The 21,789-nt window shown below is 36.9% G+C and carries 17 protein-coding genes, 1 other RNA gene and 1 pseudogene; 6 read left to right on the top strand and 13 right to left on the bottom strand.

The genetic code is table 11. The features are described 5' to 3' along the window. Positions 1-128: 128 nt before the first annotated feature. On the bottom strand, positions 129-1,865 hold the full coding sequence (gene ggt, locus LB449_RS05035) for a gamma-glutamyltransferase (protein ID WP_224453976.1): 1,737 nt from the start codon (positions 1,863-1,865) through the stop codon (positions 129-131). Positions 1,866-2,006: 141 nt separating this feature from the next. Between ggt and LB449_RS05030 the strand changes: the two genes are divergently transcribed. From LB449_RS05030 to LB449_RS05015, 4 genes are all read left to right on the top strand, one after another. After that, on the top strand, positions 2,007-2,918 hold the full coding sequence (locus LB449_RS05030; RefSeq protein WP_224453975.1) for a transporter substrate-binding domain-containing protein: 912 nt from the start codon (positions 2,007-2,009) through the stop codon (positions 2,916-2,918). Positions 2,919-2,975: 57 nt separating this feature from the next. Next, complete coding sequence (locus LB449_RS05025) at positions 2,976-4,181, top strand: outer membrane beta-barrel protein (RefSeq protein WP_224453974.1); 1,206 nt, start codon at positions 2,976-2,978, stop codon at positions 4,179-4,181. 174 nt (positions 4,182-4,355) lie between these two features. Beyond that, a complete protein-coding gene (locus LB449_RS05020) occupies positions 4,356-4,811 on the top strand; it encodes a hypothetical protein (RefSeq protein WP_224453973.1) in 456 nt (151 codons plus the stop codon). 110 nt (positions 4,812-4,921) lie between these two features. Next, positions 4,922-5,557, top strand: coding sequence for an outer membrane beta-barrel protein (locus tag LB449_RS05015; RefSeq protein ID WP_317196205.1), 636 nt, complete (start codon positions 4,922-4,924; stop codon positions 5,555-5,557). A gap of 8 nt (positions 5,558-5,565) precedes the next feature. Here LB449_RS05015 and LB449_RS05010 read toward each other — a convergent pair whose 3' ends face one another. The 3 genes from LB449_RS05010 to LB449_RS05000 all read right to left on the bottom strand — a co-directional run bounded on the left by LB449_RS05010 (position 5,566) and on the right by LB449_RS05000 (position 8,908). Beyond that, positions 5,566-6,783, bottom strand: a complete 1,218-nt coding sequence (locus LB449_RS05010) for an Nramp family divalent metal transporter (protein ID WP_224453972.1) — start codon at positions 6,781-6,783, stop codon at positions 5,566-5,568. Continuing rightward, complete coding sequence (locus LB449_RS05005; protein WP_224453971.1) at positions 6,780-7,886, bottom strand: DUF2891 domain-containing protein; 1,107 nt, start codon at positions 7,884-7,886, stop codon at positions 6,780-6,782. The genes LB449_RS05010 and LB449_RS05005 overlap by 4 nt, the downstream gene beginning before the upstream one ends. A gap of 71 nt (positions 7,887-7,957) precedes the next feature. Further along, positions 7,958-8,908, bottom strand: a complete 951-nt coding sequence (locus tag LB449_RS05000; protein WP_224453970.1) for a calcium/sodium antiporter — start codon at positions 8,906-8,908, stop codon at positions 7,958-7,960. 102 nt (positions 8,909-9,010) lie between these two features. Here LB449_RS05000 and LB449_RS04995 point away from each other — a divergent pair, with 102 nt between their 5' ends. Next, a complete protein-coding gene (locus LB449_RS04995) occupies positions 9,011-9,772 on the top strand; it encodes an SDR family NAD(P)-dependent oxidoreductase (protein WP_224453969.1) in 762 nt (253 codons plus the stop codon). Between the two features lie 181 nt (positions 9,773-9,953). Here LB449_RS04995 and LB449_RS04990 read toward each other — a convergent pair whose 3' ends face one another. Then, positions 9,954-11,435: a sodium/proline symporter gene (locus tag LB449_RS04990; protein WP_224453968.1), complete on the bottom strand. Its 1,482-nt coding sequence runs from the start codon at positions 11,433-11,435 to the stop codon at positions 9,954-9,956. Positions 11,436-11,586: 151 nt separating this feature from the next. Here LB449_RS04990 and LB449_RS04985 point away from each other — a divergent pair, with 151 nt between their 5' ends. Then, positions 11,587-13,050, top strand: a complete 1,464-nt coding sequence (locus LB449_RS04985; RefSeq protein WP_224453967.1) for an aminoacyl-histidine dipeptidase — start codon at positions 11,587-11,589, stop codon at positions 13,048-13,050. A gap of 106 nt (positions 13,051-13,156) precedes the next feature. Here LB449_RS04985 and LB449_RS04980 read toward each other — a convergent pair whose 3' ends face one another. From LB449_RS04980 to LB449_RS04950, 8 genes and pseudogenes are all read right to left on the bottom strand, one after another. Beyond that, positions 13,157-15,880 carry a peptidase associated domain and porin domain-containing protein gene (locus LB449_RS04980; protein ID WP_003445655.1) on the bottom strand — a complete coding sequence of 908 codons (2,724 nt, stop codon included), beginning with the start codon at positions 15,878-15,880 and terminating at the stop codon, positions 13,157-13,159. An 18-nt stretch (positions 15,881-15,898) separates the two neighbouring features. Further along, positions 15,899-16,771: a GLPGLI family protein gene (locus LB449_RS04975; protein WP_003445652.1), complete on the bottom strand. Its 873-nt coding sequence runs from the start codon at positions 16,769-16,771 to the stop codon at positions 15,899-15,901. Between the two features lie 735 nt (positions 16,772-17,506). Next, complete coding sequence (locus LB449_RS04970) at positions 17,507-18,637, bottom strand: TonB-dependent receptor (RefSeq protein ID WP_224453966.1); 1,131 nt, start codon at positions 18,635-18,637, stop codon at positions 17,507-17,509. A gap of 83 nt (positions 18,638-18,720) precedes the next feature. After that, a complete protein-coding gene (locus LB449_RS04965) occupies positions 18,721-19,374 on the bottom strand; it encodes a hypothetical protein (RefSeq protein ID WP_224453965.1) in 654 nt (217 codons plus the stop codon). Beyond that, positions 19,361-19,552: pseudogene (locus LB449_RS14090) on the bottom strand (RNA polymerase sigma factor); the annotation flags it as partial. The pseudogene LB449_RS14090 and the gene LB449_RS04965, both read right to left, overlap by 14 nt. A gap of 21 nt (positions 19,553-19,573) precedes the next feature. After that, positions 19,574-19,924: an RNA polymerase sigma factor gene (locus tag LB449_RS14085; protein ID WP_394372304.1), complete on the bottom strand. Its 351-nt coding sequence runs from the start codon at positions 19,922-19,924 to the stop codon at positions 19,574-19,576. 181 nt (positions 19,925-20,105) lie between these two features. Next, positions 20,106-20,425, bottom strand: an RNA gene (gene rnpB, locus LB449_RS04955) — RNase P RNA component class A. Positions 20,426-20,805: 380 nt separating this feature from the next. Next, entirely contained in the window at positions 20,806-21,726 is a 921-nt protein-coding gene (locus LB449_RS04950) for an SMP-30/gluconolactonase/LRE family protein (protein ID WP_224453964.1), read from the bottom strand. Positions 21,727-21,789: the final 63 nt, after the last annotated feature.

Genomic DNA, 21,789 nt, shown 5'->3' with positions numbered 1-21,789 from the left:
ATCTTTAATTGTTTTAATAATTCAAAAAGTTACACAGAACTGATAACATCTCAATTTTATACAATAACTATGAGTTTTCACATTCACTGCTAATCACAAATAAATTTAAGTTTTTAGTTTTAGAATTTTTAATATCCTGCAGCTTGACCATCGACTCTCGATTCTGAAGCGCCATAATAAAGGTCTTTATCGTAATTGCGCATAATACCCTGGTATCTTCCGAAAAAGCTATTCCCAACCTCAACCTTGTGTCCTTTAGCTCTGAGTTGACGAACCACTTCATAAGGAATTCCAGATTCCAGGTTGACCTGCCCTGATGAATTTAATTGGTCTGTGACTTTCCCGGTTGGTTCAGAAGAACCGGAATGATCCCAGCGTGACGCATCTCCAGCTTCCTGGATATTCATTCCAAAATCAATAATGTTGGTTAGAATACTCACATGACCAATAGGTTGATAGGCTCCTCCCATATTACCATAACTGAAAAACGGCTTACCATCTTTCATAACAAAACCAGGAATGATAGTGTGAAAAGGTCGCTTTCCTGGCTCATAGACATTGGGATGTTGAAGGTCGGTTGAAAACAACTCTCCTCGGTTTTGAAAACTAAACCCTAGTCCAGGCACTACAAAGCCTGTTCCCATGCCTCTAAAGTTACTTTGAATTAAAGACACCATATTACCTTCCCCGTCGGCAGTCGTTAAATAAACAGTATCACCATTTTCGATCACTTCAACACCTGTACTGATGTCGCTCATCGCGGTTTCACCAATAAGTTGTCTTCGCTGAGTGGCATATTCTTTTGAAAGTAAAATATCATATGGCACATCCTGAAAACCAGGATCTGCGTAATGCTTAGCTCTATCTTCATAAACCAATTTTTTAGTTTCTATAAAAGCATGTAAAGTTTCAACAGTTCCATAGCCCATCGATTTTAAATCATAGCCTTCCAAAATGTTCAGCATTTGCAACACAGCGGTACCCTGAACGTTCCCTCCTACTTGGTACACATCATAACCTCTATAATTAGTGCTAACCGGTTCAATCCATTCTGACTTATGATTTTCAAAATCCTCAAAACGCAAATAGCCATCATTTTCTACCATCCATTGGTCTATTTTTTTGGCTATTTCCCCTTTATAAAAAGCATCTCTTCCGTTTTTAGCCAGAAGGCGCAAAGTGTTGCCCAAATCAGGATTTTTGAAGATTTCTCCTTTCTTTGGGCATTCCCCGTCAATGGTGAATGTAGTTTTAAAGGCACCGGGCTGCGATTTTAAAAATGGAACACTATTTCTCCATCTGTAGGATATCGCTTCAGTAACTGGAAATCCGTTTTCCGCATATTCAATTGGTGATTTTAAGATCTCCGACATGGGTAAGGATCCAAATTTTTTGTGCAGCTCAAACCAGCCATCTACCGCTCCTGGAACAGAGACGGAAAGTAAATGGTAAGGAGGAATGCTTTTTGAATCCATTTTATCTAATTCACTCATCAAACTTTCATAAGATAAATTCTGAGGCGATCGCCCACTGGCATTGATGGCATATAACTTCTGACTTTTCTCATGCCAAATAATTGCAAACAAATCGCCTCCTATCCCGTTGCCAGTCGGTTCCATAAGTCCTGTAGCAGCATTGGCAGCAATAGCAGCATCAATGGCATTACCCCCTTTTTTCAAAATATCCAGACCGATTTGGGTAGCTAATGGATGACTGGTAGCTACCATACCGTTTTGTGCTATGACTTCAGATCTGGAAGCAAAATTGAGACCCTCTGCTTCTCTGTCAGCTTGGGCAAATGAAAACATGGAACAAAAAATCATTACTGACATTGTAAGGCTAAAAACTTTTGAAGAAAATGACATATCTGAATTGTTTTGAATGAATTAAAAGATTAAATATAAATGTATTAAGAATCAAAATGAATAAAACATAGGTGAATTCTTAATCAATCTTGAACTTCATATCAACAAATAAATCCAATTCCTTAACTTACCGAGAAATAAATGATGCTTAAACCCCTGCTTATGTTGACGATGTTTTACTGTTTATTCTCATGTCAATCCAACCCAGAAAAAAAGAGTTCTCAAGGGAAAACTGATTCCAAAACAGATACTTTAAGGGTTGATTTTTGGAATGGTAATCGGTCAGAAATTAGACAAGATCACGAAAGAGAGGTTTTAGAAGTTATACTTGAAGCTACCTCTGCTGAATTTGGCCCTTGGAAGATTAAAGAAAGTCGTAAAGACTATCCTGGAGATGAAGAGTCTAAAGCATTTAGCCAAAAGAAACACGATGTTTTAGTAACCATTGCTGGCAATCAAAAATTCAATACTGAAGACTTAATTGTGATTCATAAACCATTAGCCAAAAATATTTTAGGCTACCGTGTTCCTATTATCAACCAAAAAGATTCATTGAAATTCACTAAAACCTCCAAAACTAACATCAAACTACTCACCCAGGGTATTCCTGAAACCTGGAGCGACGCCGATATCTTTAGAAATAATGGATTTGAAGTAAGTGAAGAAGGGACATTTGATGATATTTTTGATAGACTTACCAAAGGAAATTTCGACTTCATCACCTTTGGAGCCAATGAAGTAAAAAGTATTTTTCAAAACAGAGCTTCCAAAGCTGAAGGGCTTATCATCGAAGATAACCTGATGTTTTTTTATCCTTTCCCTTTGGTATTTTATGTCAATCCCAATCAATTAGAATTAGCTAAACGCTTAAAAAAAGGATTATCTATTATCGAAAACGATGGTACTCTAGATGCGATTTTTAAAAGCTATTATGGAATTTTAGTGGAAGATTTGAATTTAAAAAATCGACAGCTTATTCAGTTAGAAAACCCATTTATCCCAGAAGAGTTCGCCGACTTAAAACCGGATATGAAATTATTTGAAAATCAATAAGTTTGAACTAACCGCATTTTTATATTTATAGAAAAAATTAATCCCAACCACTATTTTATGAAAACTAAGATTTTGATTATCCTCATCCTATTGTTTTGCTTTCAAGTTAATGCTCAGAGCACTTTCAAAGAAGGGTTTTATACCAACAACTCTGGTGACAGCATTCAAGGACTGATTAAAGATTTAGACTGGAAAACAAATCCAGACGAAATTCAGTTTAAGACAAATTCAGCATCAAGAATAAGAAACTTAAAACCAGAAGACATCAGTTTTTTTGAGATATTTAATAAAGTAAAGTATAAATCTGTTGAAGTCGATATTGACAAATCTGACAATAGCATTTCTAAATTATCCAAAAATCGACTACCGGAATTTGAATCAGAACATGTGTTCCTGAAAGTTCTTGAAAGTGGAGCTGCCAAATTATACAAATTAGAAAATAGCTCCTTTATTCGGTATTTTTATGAAACAGAGGAGAAATCCATTCAACAACTCATTTACAAAAAATATCTAGATAAGACCAATAAAATAAGAGAGAATCAGAATTTTAGACAACAGCTCTTAAATGCATTACAATGCAATGACCTATCGACTAATCAATTCAAAAATTTAAAATATGATGAAAGGTCATTAAAGAAGATTTTTAACACTTATAACAAATGCTTAAATTCATCTGATTATAGCTATACTAATGATAAATCTAAAGGTTCTTTTCATCTTTCTTTTCGACCAGGCGTTCAATTTGCAACTTTGGATGTCGATGATGTTAGTAATGCAGGCTTGGATGCTGATTTTCCAAATGAAACTAGTTTTAGGATAGGTCTTGAAATGGAACTTATCTTGCCATTCAATAATAAAAAGTGGTCGGTTACCTTAGAACCAACTTATCAGGAGTATAATTCAAGAAGAGACTACCTGATTGATGAATTCTTTCCCGTGAATAGGGAAGTTAGTTACGCATCTATAGAAGTTCCACTAAGTGTAAGATATTATAGTTTTTTGAGTTCAAACCATCAGCTTTTTATAAATGCAGGTATAGCTTATGATATTGGAATTGGAGATAATGAAATCAATGGCATTAGAACAAGACAACTTGATTTGAATGCTCAATTCAATCCGGTTTTTGGAATAGGATATCAGTTCAATAAAAAATTCGTATTTGAGTTTAGATACCAGGCAGGAAGAGACCTACTTTTTGACTATACTGTGGCTTCATCGAAGTATAACTCAGCAAGTCTAATTCTTGGGTATAAATTATTTTAAAATGTTTATTATAATATCAAGAATTACTAAACATCATTAAAAAACTCTTCACACTCAAAAACAAACAAAACTTTTTGGAAAATAATCAAAACACCAACTGTATTTTGAAACCGGTATTGAAATATTTTAAAAATTAAAAAGTTAAATTGCTATTCAAAAACTATTAAAAGCATTGTGAAAAACAGATTTTATACTATTCTTATACTATTATTTTGTATCCAAATTAACGCTCAAAACATTTTCAAAAAGGGATATTTTTTAAATAATTCTGGTGACACTATTACCGGATATATTAAAGATTTCAGCTGGAATAATAACCCAGAGGAAATTTTATTTAAGTCGGATTTATCTGATTCACAGATAAAATTTCTACCAAAAGACATTAAACATTTTGAGATTTACGGAGAGGTTAAATATAAATCAGCTCAAGTGGATATCGATATTTCTGGAAATAGCAGCTCACTTATAAGTGAAAACAGATCCCCAAGCTTTGTAAAACAACACCTATTTTTAAAAATACTTGAAGAAGGTCAGGCCAATTTATATCAGTATCGTGATAGAAATACGATAAAGTATTTTTTTAGCACAGAAGAGGTTTCTTTGCAACCACTTATTTTTAAAAATATCTAGATAAAAACTCTGTAGTTAAAAAAAATAATGATTTCAGGCAACAATTATTAAATGAGCTTAAATGTGAAACATTATCAGAATCTGATTTCAAAAATTTAAAATATTGGGAAATCGGTCTTAGAAGAGTAATTACTAAATATAATTCTTGCTCAGACAATTCTACGTATAGCTATATAAACAAGAAGTCTAAATCATCTTTCCACATAACAATAAGGCCTGGCTTACAATTGGCTTCTTTTTCTACTGAAGAAGGTAGTGAAAATGTGCAAACAGATTTCAATACAGAAGTTAACTTTAGAATTGGTATTGAATTTGAATACGTATTACCCCTAAATAATAAAAAATGGTCACTTGTACTGGAACCTACATATCAATCTTATTCTTCAAGAAAAGACAGACCTTTTGGTGATTTAGCTCCAAGCTTTAGAGAAGTTGATTACCAATCTATAGAAATCCCGTTAAGCTTAAGACATTATCTTTTTTTGAGTTCTGAAAGTCAACTTTTTTTGAATGGAGGCTTGGCTTATGATTTAAATATTGAAGGAAATAAAATAACTAGTGATTTAGGAGCTAGTATTGATTTGAAGGGATCTTTAAATCCAGTTATAGGATTTGGCTTTAGGTATGATCAAAAATTTAGTGTAGAATTTAGATACCAAACATACAGAGATCTTCTCAATGAAGACTTTTTCAGAGAATCAAACTATTCCTCATTTGCTTTTATTTTAGGCTATAGGATGTTATAAATTGAAATTTAAAACATCATAAAAAAACTCTTCACACTCAAAAACAAACAAAACAGAATAATCAAAACACCAACTGTATTTTGAAACTGTGTATTTCTATAATCCCCCATCAGCTTTCGATTGGAAACAATGGCTAAGAGTAGTATGGCGATAAACGGAAGTAAAATAGCATTACTCACCTGGGCAATTTGAATCAACTCGATAGGATTAATGCCTAAGGAGGAAAACACAACCCCAAGCAAAAGAATTCCTCGCCAGGTCCATTTAAATTTGGGATGGGTATTATCTATCTTCCAGCCCAAACAGCCTTTTAAAACATAGGCTGCTGCCAGTGCAGCCGTAAGGGTTGAAGTTATACCCGCAGCAAAAAAACCAAAGCCAAGTAAGTATTTAGCGTATACCCCGTACAAAGGTTCGAGTGTTTCTGCCATATCCAGGATAGACCGCAATTCTTCTCTGGGAATCTCTGAAGCCGCAACGACGACAGCTATAGAGACCAAACCCCCCAGCCCTATGGCAATTGCTGAATCCAGTTTGGCAAACTTTAAACCTGATACACCTTTCCACTTTTCCTGAACCACAGAAGAATGCAAAAACAGATTATAAGGAACTATTGTGGTGCCTACGATAGCTAAAACTGTTGTTAACGAATCTGATGGCATTTTAAAGAGAGTTATGCCCTTTACTAAAGACAATAAATCAGGTTTAGTGATTAAAGCCGTGGCAAGAAAGGACAAACTCATCAACACCACCAAGACAATCAGGAGCTTTTCTATTTTTTTATAACTGTTCAAGTTCAATATGAAATAACAACTAGCTCCTATAACCAAAGGCAAATAATCTAAGGTAAAGTCACCAAAACTAAGTTGAGTATCCGCATAAATCACTGAGAAGCCCATCACAGCTCCACTGATATTCCCAGCTTCATAAGCTGCATTTCCAAAAACAATAGCAACAACCACCAAAACCATCAGCAAAGCTTTTAATAAAGGCTGACTCACGATCTCACGCATTGCTGTACCTAAATCCATCTGGGTAACTAGACCTATTCTAGCCGACATGTTTTGTAAAATAATGGTCGCTACGATGGATAAAACTAAAGCCCACAGGAGATCGGTTCCAAACCTAACCCCTGCAATAGAGCAAATGGTAATCGTACCCGGACCTATAAAAGCAGCCGCCACGAAAGTACCTGGACCAAAATAAGAAGAAAGTTTTTTTATCATTCAGGACGCCGATCAAGTGCATAAATAGCAAAACTACCTAGCCAATGTGAGCCTTCGTAGGTATCGCCAAATAAATTGGGATAAGCCTTGGTGAAATGTTGGTCTCCTGTAGTTTTTAAATGATAAAAAGCCTCGTAAGTGTCTGCCAGCTCATAAAGATTCCAAGCTCGACTAAAATTTAGACCATCCAAATGCACCAATTTTCCATCAGATCTGTCACTGACTTCTGCAACATCCAAGTTGAAGTATTTTGAAAACAAACTGGGCATGAATGTTTTTATCCAGGTTTGAAACTCTTGTTCTGGCAAAACTTTAGCCATCAAGGAAGCTTCTTCCAGACAAGGCGATAAAAAATCATAGCCACTAGGCTCCCACTCTAAAGGGCAGTTTTTATCTGTTAAATAAAAGTCTCTTGATCTATTAATAATTAACGACTTAAGTTCTTCTTTTTTAAATACCTCCGCATAATCTATGGTCATCGATAAGGCAAAAGCAGTATTAGGGTGCTCACCCACTCGTATGGGATACACCAGTTTTGGCAGGAACGCTTTCATCTTTTCTTCCAGGAGGTCGACCAGAGGCATTAGGTTAGACAACCATTCTTCCGCCTGTGGATCCTCCCAGGTCTTTAACTCTTTAGCTAAAGTGAATAGCCAGGCCCAGCCATAGGTCCGCTCAAAATTTTGATTGTGTTCGGTTTTAAAAAAGTTGATTTCAGTTTGAATATGATCTTCAGTTAGACGTTTTGACAAAGCACTTCGAATACTATCGCCCTGTTTAAGATCTGGGAAATCTTTAAGTAATTTGACCAAAGACCATTGACTGTGGACAGCAGAGTGCCAATCGAAACAGCCATAAAAAGCTGGTCGTAAGTCTTTAGGTCTTGCTAAATCCTCTTCAGATCCCAAAACCTGACCCAATTTGTTAGGAAATTCCTGAGTAATGCACTGCAAGGGTAGTTCTGCCAGTTGCTCAGCTTCTTCAATGCCAAATTCAGGAAAAGCTTTGTTTTCAAATGGAGATTTGCTCCCTCCTTTGGTTTCTGGCGAATTTTGGCAACTCAAAAGTGTTATAGACAAAAATAGCACTACTGTTAATTTCATAAACTTCATTTTGGTCTACAAGTTAAGCAAAGCTTATGATTCTCTCAAAAGTAAAAAGACTACAGCTCTAATTAATTAGTCAGCATATACCCAGTATAGACTATAAATCCTGACAATAAGATCAATGCTTCCAAGCGGTCCAAACGTTTTGCTTTCCCACTGAACATTGCGATAAACAAAAACAAACTACCCCCCATTAAAATATACATATCCAGATTAAAAGAAGTATTGTAAGCAATAGGAGTTATCAACGCACTTAATGGAACTATAAGCAGAACATTAAAAATATTGGAACCTATCACATTACCAATAGCAATATCAGCGTTGTTTTTGGTTGCTGCTACCACCGATGTCACAAGTTCTGGTAGTGAGGTTCCAGCTGCAACTATGGTTAAGCCAATCACTTTATCACTTACCCCATAACTGAGGGCAATTTCTGTAGCGCTGCTTACTACCAATTGTCCTCCAAGCACCAATCCTCCTAATCCAAGACTAATAAAAGCCGTCATTTTAAAATTAGAATACACTTTGGTCGTATGACTGTCACTTGAATTTTCAGCAGAAAGTCCTTTGTAGATATAAAACATAAAGCCAGCAAATAAGGCCAGCAGAATTATAGCATCCATTCTGGAAACAGTAGCCATATCACTTCCCAGGAAAGCGTTGGATAAAACATATAATACAACAATGATAGCTATGGAAATAGGAATTTCTATCCATACCATACTTCTCTGAACTGCAATGGGTTTAATTAAAGCTACGATGCCCAAAATAATGAAAAGGTTGAAATTATTACTACCGATTACATTTCCCAAAATTAAGTCGGATTGCCCATTGACAGAAGCTACAGAACTCACGACCAGTTCTGGTGCCGAAGTTCCAAAAGCCACAATCGTGAGACCAATTGCCAGATCAGACATTTGAAGTTTCTTGGCCAAAGCAGAGGCGCCTTTCACCAAAGCATCCGCTCCAAAAATCAAAAGCACAAAACCTAAAAGTACCAAAGCAAACTCAACTAACATCGCATCTTTTTAATAACAAATGTAGTTTCAATTTTTCATTCTCAAATCTCTTTAATCTCCAAATTTCAAAGCTTTTACTTACTTTTATCAAAAAAGAAATTTATGTCCAAAACAGTATTGATCACAGGAGCCACCAGTGGCATTGGTCTAGCTACCGCTAGAAGATTTGCCAAAGAAAATTTCAAATTGATTCTCTGTGGTCGACGTCAGGAACGGCTCGATCAACTCAAGGCAGAACTGTCTGCTCACACAGAAGTAACCACGCTGAATTTTGATGTAAGAGACCAAAAAGAGGTGAACAAAGCTTTAGAATCACTCCCATTAGAATTTAAAGACATCCAAATTCTAATCAATAACGCAGGTAATGCCCACGGTCTTGATTTTATTCAGGAAGGTTCTTCTCAAGACTGGGACGCCATGCTGGATATCAACGTGAAAGGCTTGCTTTACGTTTCACAGCCTATCATTCAGCAAATGATCAAGAATAAAGATGGCCACGTTATCAATATCGGCTCGACAGCAGGAAAAGAGGTTTACCCAAAGGGCAATGTATATTGCGCCAGCAAGCATGCTGTAGATGCGATTAATCAAGGCATGCGAATGGATCTCAATCAACATGGTATTCGCGTTGGTGCGATTAATCCAGGTCTGGTGGAAACCGAATTTAGTAAGGTGAGGTTCAAAGGAGATGATGAGCGGGCAGACAAGGTTTATAAGGGTTTCAAAGCGCTACAGCCCGAAGATATTGCCGATATTATTCACTTTACAGTCACGCGTCCTTATCACGTCAACATCGCCGATCTGGTGGTTATGCCTACTGCACAAGCCAGCAGCACAGTGGTTAAAAAATCTGGAGAAGATTGATTTTGTGATAAGGTAACTTTAAAGCTTCACGATATCACTAGCTTAAACCCATTGATCTGGCTTCAATTAAGCATCCAGAATGCAGAGAAACCTTCAGTAAATTAGTGTTACAAATAGCTTGACGTTCACCAAAAGCTGATGTATTTCTCCCAAATTCAAAGAAGATGCCACAGGTTTCATATTATTGAGGCCTTGGCATAAGTTTGGTAAACAGCCAACCAAAACCTAAAGCAATCAAAAATGAAGGCAGGAGAACATCAATCTTTTCAAAATAAATCCCAAGCGTTTCAGACTCCTGTAGTACGAATTTGACTAAAATCACACTCAGAAATCCAGAGATCATAGAGGCAATGGCTCCTGCTTCAGAATAGGCCTTCCAAAACAGAGATAAAATAATGACTGGACAAAAGGTAGCGGCTATTCCGGACCAGCCAAAAATAATCACCCAAAACACTTGACGCTCTGGAGCTACAACAGCAATTACCATTGCTAAACCCAGCGCCATTAGGGCTATAATAAGCGTAACCCAACGAGAGGTTTTGGTTAATTGACTGTTGCTAATATCGGGTCTAAAAATTTTTTGATAGAAGTCCCTCACAATTGCACTGGAAGCCATGACCAGTAAAGAATCAATAGTAGACATAATTGCCGATAAGATGATGGCTACATAAATGGCAGTCAGGACTAAAGGTAAAAAATATTCGGTCATCATCCCCAAAACATCCGCTCCTCCAATGCCTAGAATGGCTTCAGGATCCTGTCCTGACTCCGTAAAGAAGACTCTGGCCAAAATACCAATACTTACGGCAGCAAAATCGGTAAGCAGTGTAAATAAAATCGCCACCCGACTGCCTTTGGTTATTTCAGTTTCATTTTTAATAGACATAAACCGCACGTAGACTTGTGGAGATCCCAAAAAACCAAGACCTATAGCTGAAAATCCTAAAATGGTAGCCAGGTTAAGCCAGGGATCTGTCTCTCCACCCCAAATATTGATGAGAGCAGGATCGATATCATTCAACTGTTCCATGATATTTATCTCGGTATCCATACTGAACCAAACCACTAGTGGTAAAGCCACAAGACCTAAAAACATAAGCAAGCCTTGAAATAAATCGGACCAGACTACAGCAACAAAGCCGCCCACAAAAATATAGACCAGGACTATTAAAAAACCCAAAATAGCTCCGTAATAGTAGTTCATATCCAGCATGGACTCGAAGGCAATACCGGTAGCATCAATTTGAGAACTCACATAAATAACTACAAAAATGGAGAGTACCGTAGCCGAGACCCCTCTCAACCAGTGAGTTTTAGTTTTAAAATGACTTTCTAAGTAATCTGGTACCGTTACAGAATCATATTTATCGGTTAAACGTTTAAAAGGCTTAGCCATAAACAACCAGGAAATAGCAACTCCAAGAACTTCCCCGACAACGACCCAAAAGGCAGAGAGTCCTGCCAAGGCTCCCATACCAGTGAGACCAATTAAAATCCACCCCGATTCACCAGTTGCCCGCGCAGAAAAAGCAACAGCCCAGTAGCCAATCTTTTTACCACCCACATAAAAGTCACTTATATTTTTAATTCGCTTGGAAGCGACATAACCAATTAAAAAGAGAATTAAAACATAAATACACAAAGCTATAATTTTGGCAAGCATCTTTATCAGTTAAAAATTGATCAACTAAGTTACACTATCAAATTTAAAAGCATAACAGACCTTTTATAAAATTCAAAATGATACGAATTTTATCAATTCCTTATTACGCTTTAAAGGATAGCCTGTTAACTTTGTAAAAAATAAAAAACCTATGAGTACAACCATACAAGATATTGAACCTAAAGCTATCTGGAAACATTTTTCAGCCTTAAATGCCGTGCCAAGAGCTTCCAAAAAGGAAGAAGAGGTTATTGCCTTTATGCTGGAGTTTGGCAGATCCTTAGGCCTGGAAACCTTACAGGATAAAGTGGGAAACGTCATCATCAAAAAACCAGCAACTGCTGGGATGGAAGATCGTAAAACGACAGTTTTGCAGTCGCATTTGGATATGGTACATCAAAAAAATAATGCAACTGACTTCGATTTTTCTACCGAAGGTATCCGTATGCATGTAGATGGTGATTGGGTAAAAGCTGATGGAACCACTCTAGGTGCCGATAACGGCCTAGGAGTAGCAACTATCATGGCGATTTTGGAAAGTCAAGATCTTCCACATCCTGCGCTAGAAGCATTATTTACTATAGATGAAGAAACTGGCATGACTGGCGCTAAAGAACTTGATGATTCTATTCTTAAAGGTGACATTCTGCTCAATCTAGACACCGAAGAAGATGATGAAATCGGGATTGGATGTGCTGGAGGCGTAGACCTTACTGCCACGCGATTTTATATCGAAGAATCTATCCCAGAAGACGCTATCGCTTACTCTATCACCATTAACGGGCTGCAAGGTGGGCATTCGGGTATGGATATCATCAAAGGACTTGCTAACGCTAATGTCCTGATGAATCGTATTCTTTATACGGCCTACATTACTGTTAGCTCTCGTGTGGCAAGTATAGAAGGCGGTGGTCTTCGTAATGCCATTCCTAGGGAGAGTCATTCGACACTCATCGTAAATAAGAGACATAAAAAAGAATTCGAAGACACCTTGGAGAGTTTATTTAAAACGATACAAGAAGAATATAAAAGCCTAGAGCCTCAGATGGCGTTTCACTTAGAGGAAACTGAACTGCCTAAAAAGATTATGAGTAGCGATGTGCAAGATGCTTTTCTAAAATCAATCTATGCAGCCCATAATGGAGTGTATAGAATGAGTCCAGACATCGATGGTCTGGTAGAAACCTCCAACAATATCGCTAGAATTTCCGTTGCCGATGGAAAGATAGAAATCTTGTGCTTAACGCGCTCTTCTGTCGATTCTTCCAAAGACGACTTAGTTAATTCACTATCTTCTGCCTTTGACCTTGCAGGATTTCAGGTCGAACTTTCCGGTGATTATCCAGGCTGGACGCCCAATCCCGACTCGGGCATCCTCAAAATTGTTGATCGCATTTACCAAGACTTAAACCATGAAAAAGCAAATGTAGCGGCTTGTCACGCTGGTTTGGAATGCGGGATTTTGGGAAGCCACTATCCTAAGATGGATATGATTTCCTTTGGCCCAACCATTCGTGGCGCCCATTCTCCAGACGAACGCGCAAGCATTTCCAGCACTCAGAAATTTTGGAAACTGACTCAAGAAGTTTTAAAACAAATTCCGAAAAAAGATTAATTATAATGACATAACTTTCTAGTATAAAAAATCCTGTTCCAAAGTAGTGGAACAGGATTTTTTAGTTGGGATAGGTATTAGTCGATCTACATAATCATAACTAGATTTACAATTCATACCTCACTTTCAGAATAAGCATGCGAGGCATAACGAAATACTCTGAAGTGGTATTGAAAGACTCATTGAAACTATCTTGATTGATAGACTGAACATCTAAAAGATTCATCCCTTGCAAAATAAATTCCCACTTAGAATCTTTTTTCTGGTAAAATAAGTCCGCCGATAAAAAAGCATATTCATTAGAAACTCTATCGTCTTTACTTCTGTAATTAAAATAATTGTAGTCTGCAGTAAAGGTAAACTCTTTTAAAAAATTGGCTTCTAAATTTATAAAGGGTTGGTCTGTAAAGAAAGTAGAGATAAAACTACCATTATCATAGCGGTTACTAGTGAAATCATAACCTATTTCTAAATTTGGCCAAGTTTTAAAGTTACTTCTCAAACTAGCTTTATAATTCTGAGTAAAGCTTTCAGATTCTAAAACTTCTCCATTAATTTGGTTATTGAAAGTGTTAATCCCCAATCTGGCACTAGTTTCTACTTGAAATTTTCTAAAGCGCTTGCTGTAAGACCCAGATCCTGAAAAGGTTTCATCTGCAAAATTGCTACTGATGTTAAATGGTGAAGCGACTTGATTAATAGCTACCAGTTCTGTATCGTTTTTAATTCCGTTGATTCTATTGGTATAACTCAATCTACCTGTGATGTTCGTATAGTTGAACATATTAAAATTAAAATAGGATAAATTAAAAGAATTGGCTAAAGCATTTTCAAGTTCTCGGTTACCTCTAAATAGCCTGTTGTAATTATTAAATACGAAAGCTTCTGCATACTGGTTAACGTCTGTAAATTCTGCAGTCATTGCATAATCAAACCTAATTGTTTCGGTTCGTTTCAACTGAAGATTCAAATTCAAATCTGGAAGTAATTTCCACGTATTAAATGAAGTCTCTAAGCCCAATTGATCCGTACTCAAATCGTAGTTGTGCAATGTAAGTCCAGGCGTCAAGGTAAATTTTCCCGTAATTAACTTATATCTCGTCCCAAAAAATAAATCTCTAAAATTGTAAGTCACATCATTCTGTAAAGGAAAACGTTCACCATCTACCTCAGCACTTTGGTCAAAGTTTAGAGTCGCACCAGAATCTAACCTTTGAAAAATGGAACTATCAAAGTTTTGATAACTTAAGGTGGTTCCAACATTGAAACTAATGTTACTTTTTTTATTGAGCACCCGATAATAATCCACTTTAGCATCTAGCTTTTGGGTTTTAATTATCTTTTCTTGGTTAATATCAAAGTTCGACTGACCGGTGTTGGCTTGTAAAATTCCTGCAAAAGGCAAGAAATCTAAAATTGCATTGTAAAATGGATCTTCTTCTTGAGCCAAATGCTGGGCCTGTCCTGAAAAAATATCCTTCTCTGAAAGTGTATAATAAGCATTTACATTCTGATTAATAGAGAAAGGTTTATTGGCTTTATCTTCCAAGATGCGATTGTCTATAGTTCCAAATTGGGAAAATTGATTAGCAACTTCAGATTGATCTGAAAGCTTACCTAACACATCATAATCCAATTGAAAATTAGCATTAGGTTTGTATACGCTGCTAAGTTTCAACATTGCTAATTGATTCTTTTGGGTATTTTCAGTTTCAGTTACCTCATTTTCTCCACTAGAAATAAATTGCCGAATATTATTGGTTTGGAAATCAGTTTTATTACCAGAAAGCAATGCAAAGCCACTAATGTCAAGCTTTTCTGAAGCTTTATAAGTAAAATTGCCAGCCACAAATTCATTTTCTATATTTTGGGCTCTGTCATTTTGAGTCAATAAAAATCCAAGTCCAGAATCGTTGATGTTAAAACGCGTTCCGCCCCCACTGTTGAAGTTTCTAAAGCCCCCTGTGAAATTAAAGTAATCTCGAAAAGTAAAAGGCGTGTCGCCAGTATTATTAAAATTGGTGATGATATTTATACTATAATCAGGACTGTAATAAAATAGCTTAGGATTAGCTAGGTAGCGCGTTTCTTCACCATATCCTATGCCTGCATTGAGTTCTCCAAACCAAAAATTCTCTTTTCCTTCTTTCAATTTTATATTGATAGCCACATTTTCTTGGTCATTACCCAAACCTCGCATCTGGTCAACTTCGTTATAATTTCGCAAAACTTCAACCTTGCTCACCGCATCGGCTGGAATATTTTTGGTAGCTAGTTTGGAATCGCCATCAAAAAAGTCTTTTCCATCAACCATTACTTTTTGGACCTTTTTTCCTTCTACTTCAATACTCCCGTCATCATCGAGTTTCATCCCTGGAAGATTTTCAATAATATCGCCAAGCTTTCGTTCGTTGCCTCTAGCAAAGGAATCGGCGTCGTAAGAAATAGTATCACCTCTTATAGTAACCGGCATTTCATAAACCAACTCTACATCATCAAGTTCATCTGCCAGCTCTTGAAGTACATAAATACTTTCAATGACATTGAGGTCTTCTGGCATATAAGTTTCGGCAGATAAAGGCTGAAAACCTAAAAAATTAATTTCAAGAATAAAGGTTTTACCCTTCGGTAAATTTAGCTGAAAAAGACCCTCTTCATTAGTAATACTATAAGAGTCAATTTCTAAAGTTTCCTTTTCTTTGGCTATCACACTAGCCATTGACAGTGGGTTCCCAATAGAGTCGGTTACTTTTCCAATTAGTTTTGTCGTTTGAGAAAATCCTGAGTTTATACCAACACATAAACACAGTAAAATAAGTAAGTTTTTCATAAAAAAGTGAAATTCAAATTAGTTCATTCGAATTTCAATAGAGTTTCCTCCTCTTTTGCCACCACCATACATATCCTGCATTTCTTGAGTTTTTTCCAATACCATATCTTGAAATTCTTTTTGGGTAACCTGCTTACCCTTAGAAGGTGCTTCTATGTCAACTTTTTCTTTTGGATTCAAAATAAGCTTAGAACACAAGATCGTTGTTTTACCAGATTGCACTTCCATAATAAGTCCTGGCAGCCCCCAAAACTCACTTGGTCCATGACTTACAGGCACCTGTGGAGTATACCAAGCTACGATTTCAATAGATTTCGGCATTTCAAATTGATCTAGTGGGGATACTATGCTATCATTTTCTAGTAAAGTATTTTCTTCGTCCCCCTCTTTTTCCTTTTTCCTCAATTCTGTAAAAGCAGTTTTGTCAAGTTCTTTGACTGCAACAGCTTTGAAAACAACATACTGACCTATTTGCTTTGATTCGTTTACCAATTCCCATTTTAAAACTGGCAAAGAATCTTGAATAAGAAAGGACTTGCCAAAAAACTCTTTTGATTCTAAATACAAACTGTCTTTGATGTGTTTATACTGACTCCCAGATTGAAAGTTTCCCATCATTCCGCTCATCATGCCAGACCGACCTGTTGGTGCAGCTAAATTTTGTTCTTCCTGGTATAGAGACTCTTCTGAGTTGAAGTCTAAAGTGTAGGTTTTTTCAAATTGCTTTTTCATCATTTCAGCAATTTGAGCTCTCATTTGATCGTTTATCTGATCCCCGCCTAGTTTCATATCGAAAACAGTCTTGGATTGATAAGTCGCTTGACCAGTAAACGTTTGAGCATTACCAAATGAAATGCTTAGGCAAAAAAGTAGAATAAAAATAATTTTCATAATGGTTTAATTTTTAAGAGGATTGATCAAAAGACGATAACTAATAAGTAATGTTACGATTTTTCAATAAATTGATACTTTAAAATGACTAATTTATATAGATTTTACTCAATATTTGAGTGATTTCATCGATTTTTATCTCGATGTAAAAGGTTCCTCAAAATATTCACATTTTATTCTTAAGAAATAAAGTATGAGTTGAGGAAGACAAACTATGTTAAGGACGAAGGCTAATTCACTTTCAAATTTACTAGAACCACCGGTTTAGATTATAAAGAGACTATAGGTCTAAACCTTAAAAAACTTACCATTACCTAGAGTGAGAAAGAGATTCCTCGTCGAAGCAAAAAACTTCTCTGTCGGAATGACAATGGTGAGTTGGTGGCTGAGTGACCCGCTTTTTGTAGCGGGGTGTATCGAAGCCAGGTTGAGATAGACCTTTTCAACATTCAGAACATCACCTATAAAGATTCCGCATCGCGGCTACCGCCTTGCACGGAATGAAGAGATTCCTCGTCGAAGCAAAAACAGCTTCTCTGTCGGAATGACAATGGTGAATTGGTGGCTGAGTGACCCGCTTTTTGTAGCGGGGTGTATCGAAGCCAGGTTGAGATAGATCTTTTCAACATTCAGAACATCACCTATAAAGATTCTGCATCGCGGCTACCGCCTTGCACGGAATGAAGAGATTCCTCGTCGAAGCAAAAAACTTCTCTGTCGGAATGACAAATAACCCTAATGTCTTCTATCCATAAGTAACCTAACGCCTACTTGGAAGTTATTTAAATCCCTTACATTACTGTTAAAAATAGGATTTAAATTATATTGAGCAAAAATCGCGACCGTCTCCCAGCCTACGAAAGCACTTAAACCGTATAGCAAATTATTGGTGTTGAAATCGTCACGTTGCTTAAGTTTTTCATCTCTACGTCCGTCATCAAATTTCAATTTTTGAGTGTTCCGTAAGTTGATCCCTACAAAGCCTCCGAGCCCCACTTTAAAGTCCTGGTCTGTAAATCGTTTATTTCCATTGTCTAAGACTGTAGTTTTAGAATTACCAAATTGAAGGTGAACGGGAAGAATCAAATTGTCCATTCTGAATTTGGACTTTTCCAGATCAAACTCAAAAGGTTCCAGCACAGTTTGTTCACCATTTGCAACAAAAATGGTGTTGTTTTTAGGCTTTAAGCCATTAAACTGAAAGGAAACTCCATAATTGATGCGTAAAAAGTTGCTTTCTTTAAATACTCGTGTACTCCATTCGTAACCAATCTCGAAACTCCGGCTTCCTCCAAATTTAAATAACGTATTATCTATACTTCCACCATCTAAAACTGCATTATTAAAAGAAATACCTATAAATAAATCACTAAACGTTCTGTTAGAATATGGAAGATCTCTTTCTTTTAAAGATTTGCTATCTGTTTCTTTTTTGGAGGATATATCAAAAAGTTTGAATGTAAAAGACGATGGACTTAAGCCTAGTTCATTGATTATGGTCGAATAGGAGTCATAATCCTGAAACTGCTCCAAATCTACCTCTCCATACTTTCTTTTTTGAAAAGAGGCCCAATCGTAAACCAAGCCCTGAGCATCCTGAATGTTTTTGGCAGACTCTTCGGCGACCTCTAGCTTAAGGTCTTGTGCTTCCTGTTCTGAAAGATTTCCATCTTCTAATTTTGAATTGATTTCTTTAACTTTCGATTTTAAAAACTCTTTTTCTTCACTTTCTATTCGTGTAAGAATTGATTGTAGCTCAGAAGCTTCCTCTTCATCAAAGGCAGAAAAATCTCTCCCCTGGGCAACCAATTGATTGCTCCACAAGCTTGCCAGAAAGGCGAGTGTAATTATAATTTTAATAGGCATGATACATTTTTTTTAAGTTGAACAATAGATTAAATAGGCAGAATAGTCTTAATACTGGCGCCGACCACTCTGATTTTTTTGTATTATCTAGCTCCAAGACTAGATTTTAATTCGTTGAAATTGACTTCAATAAGTTTCCAAATTTTGTCTTTGAAGGAGTTAGAGTCTTCAAGATCGATTTCAGCCAAAAGGCTTTCAGCTGAAAGCTGATCAAAGAGCTCTTGGTCCTTCTTAGAAGATAATTTTGCTCTGGCCTGAGCCAAAAGCGCATCGACCTCGTTCATTTTCTGTTCGGTAAATCGCTCATTTTCCAACTCCTGCTCCACCTCAGCCAATAAGGTGTTGGCTTTTAGTTGGATAGGATTTTGAACATCAGCGCTTATCGGTTGAGGTGTCTTCCATTTTAGTTTTGTGTGAGAAAATTGAACTGATGCAGTCCTAATCTCCCCTCTTTGAAGTTGATTTACAGAGACTAGGCTTCGTTTTTTAACCTCAACATTCTCTGTTTTACTTTTTTCTGAATTTACTACAGGAACCTTATTGTTTGTAGAAAAATACATGGGCGTAAGTAAAACTAAAAGTCCGATAAATCCTGCGGCAATTCCGCCCCACAGCCACGGGCTTTTAGATGAACTTGAGGTGGCTAATTCTCCGGTAATTTTTCCCCAGGCTTCATCGGTGGGTTGGATTTCCCGCTGATTGAATTTATGTTGTAGGTCGTCTTTAAACTTGTCCATGAGATTTGGATCTATGTGTTTCTATTTTTATTTTAAGTAATCGCTTGGCTTTAAACAGCTGCGATCTTGAGGTGGCTTCTGTAATATTTAGGGTATCTGCAATCGATTTATGCGAATAGTCTTCCAAGACATTCATTGTAAACACCAGTTTATAACCCTCTGGTAATTCATCAATAAAGCCTTGTAATTCTTCAACAGATCATTCAGTGAGGCTTGGTATTTCAACTTCTTCATACTGATCGAAATTATCGGTTGCAAACTCCAGGCGTTTCTGCTGTCTAAGAAAATCAATAGCAGTTGTGACCATGATCCGACGTACCCAGCCTTCAAAGCTGCCTTTGTGCTGGTACGTTTTGAGATTTTTAAAAACTTTGACAAAAGCAGTGGACATCACATCCTCTGCATGGTGAAGGTCTGAAATATACATCCTACAAACCGATAGCATTTTGGGTGCAAACTTCTTGTATAAACGATACTGAGCCTTTTGGTTATGGCGCTGAGCATCCTGGATGATTTGCTCTAAGTCCTTATGTAAGTTTATCAGTTTCACGGTTGATCTTGGTGTCTATAAATATAGACGATAAATAAACCTTTAGCGTTGCCTGCAACTTACAATTAATATTGAAAAAATTTAAAATTTAACCCTCACCCAGCATCCGTTGTTAGGTTTGACGAGGGTTTAGACTAATAGTGTAAAGATTAAAAAATTGTTCTGTACAAATTCAAAAAAGAAAAAAAGCAGGTCTATAAGCCGGATTCTGTTCCCGATGGTTATCGAGACCCTATCATTTATCTAGGGCTTTTGTTACCAAAAACCTCGATCTGTTTACCCTCCAAGATCGGGCGCACAACCCTCAAGCCTTGGTTTACATAACATTTCACCACATAGAGTTTACCGATTTCACTACAGCCGAACTGTACTTGCTTTCTGTTGCACTGGTCCTTTCCCAAAATGAATTTAGGATGACGGGCGTTACCCGCTATGTTGGTGCTATGGTGTCCGGACTTTCCTCTCTCCCACTAACGGGACAGCGATAGGGCGACCTGCAGAGCAAAAGTAAGATTAATTTTGTGATATTCGTTTATTCGTGAAGTCGTGTATTCGTTTTGCGTTGACTGTTTTTGGTTAAGAGTTTTTTTGTGGACTGGTGGACTGAGAAATGTAATTTTAAATTGAGAATTATTAATTATGGATTTTCCTTAATCGTGGCTTCGATACAATTCCGACGAAAGTGTCGTAATAACCTGCCTGAATGAAGTCGTCGGACAGGCTCAGCCACCAGAAAAAATCACTCATTCAATTGTAATTCCTAAAACCTACTAAAAGACTCACAAACTCATCAACTAATGGGCTGGTCAACTAAATTTAAAATTAATGATTATGGTCTTTCCTACAACCTGATCCCTAATACCTAAACCCTATTTAATGCTTTAATTCACTCCTTCCCTATTCAATCCTACGCGATAAAGCGAAGTCCGGGCGGTAATGTATAACTCATTGCGGTCTTTGCCGCCAAAAGTCACATTTGAAGGTTGTTCGGGAACGGTAATGGTTTTTAGTAATTTTCCTTGGGGTGAAAAGACGTCCACCTGAGGTTGACCACTGGTAGTGAGGTACACATTCCCCTGCTGATCGATGGTCATACCATCGCCACCATACTCCACAAATAGTTGCTTTTTGGATAAGGTACCGTCGCCTTCAATATTATAACTATACGTTCTTTCTGCACCTGGGTCTGTGATGTAAAGTATTTTTCCATCTGGGGTTCCAATCAATCCATTGGGTTTTATTAAGTCATCGGTGACGCGAATCACAGAATTTTTATTCGGCGAAATATAAAAAACATGCATGCCTTCCTGAGGTAGATTTTCTAAATCTCCACCATACCTTGGATCGGTGAAATAAGCACCGCCTTTGGCATCTGGCCAAATATCATTGGTTGTATTGAAAGGTTTGCCATTGTATTCTGAAGCGACCACTGAACGTTTTCCTTCTGGAGTCGTTAATGTGATTTGTGCTTTACCGCCTTCGCAAGCCAAAAGATTTTGATTCTGGTCGAAGTATAAACCGTTGGCTCCATTACTATTTTCTCGATACAACTCCAAACTGTCTGCTGTCGTCCATTTGTATATTTTACTTTCTGGAATGTCTGTAAAGTACACATGACCATTCTTGTTTACCGCAGGGCCTTCTGTAAATTTAAAGTCAGTAGCTAGCTGCTCTATTTCACTAGTGATTTCAATTTCTGACTGTACTTTTGTTTTCGCTTCAGAGTTAGAGTCTTTTTTCTTGTTGTTTTGACCACAGGAAAAAAGAACTAAAGCAATAAGTGAATAGGTTATGGTTTTCATTGAAATTTTATTTTAAATATTTGATTCGAAAGTTAAGGATTTCTATGGGAGTGGGAAAATGGT

This window comes from Psychroflexus lacisalsi (assembly GCF_020164495.1).
Taxonomy (GTDB): Bacteria; Bacteroidota; Bacteroidia; order Flavobacteriales; family Flavobacteriaceae; genus Psychroflexus; species Psychroflexus lacisalsi.
Note: the sequence above shows the minus strand (reverse complement) of the source record. Positions and strands in the feature narration are given on the sequence as shown.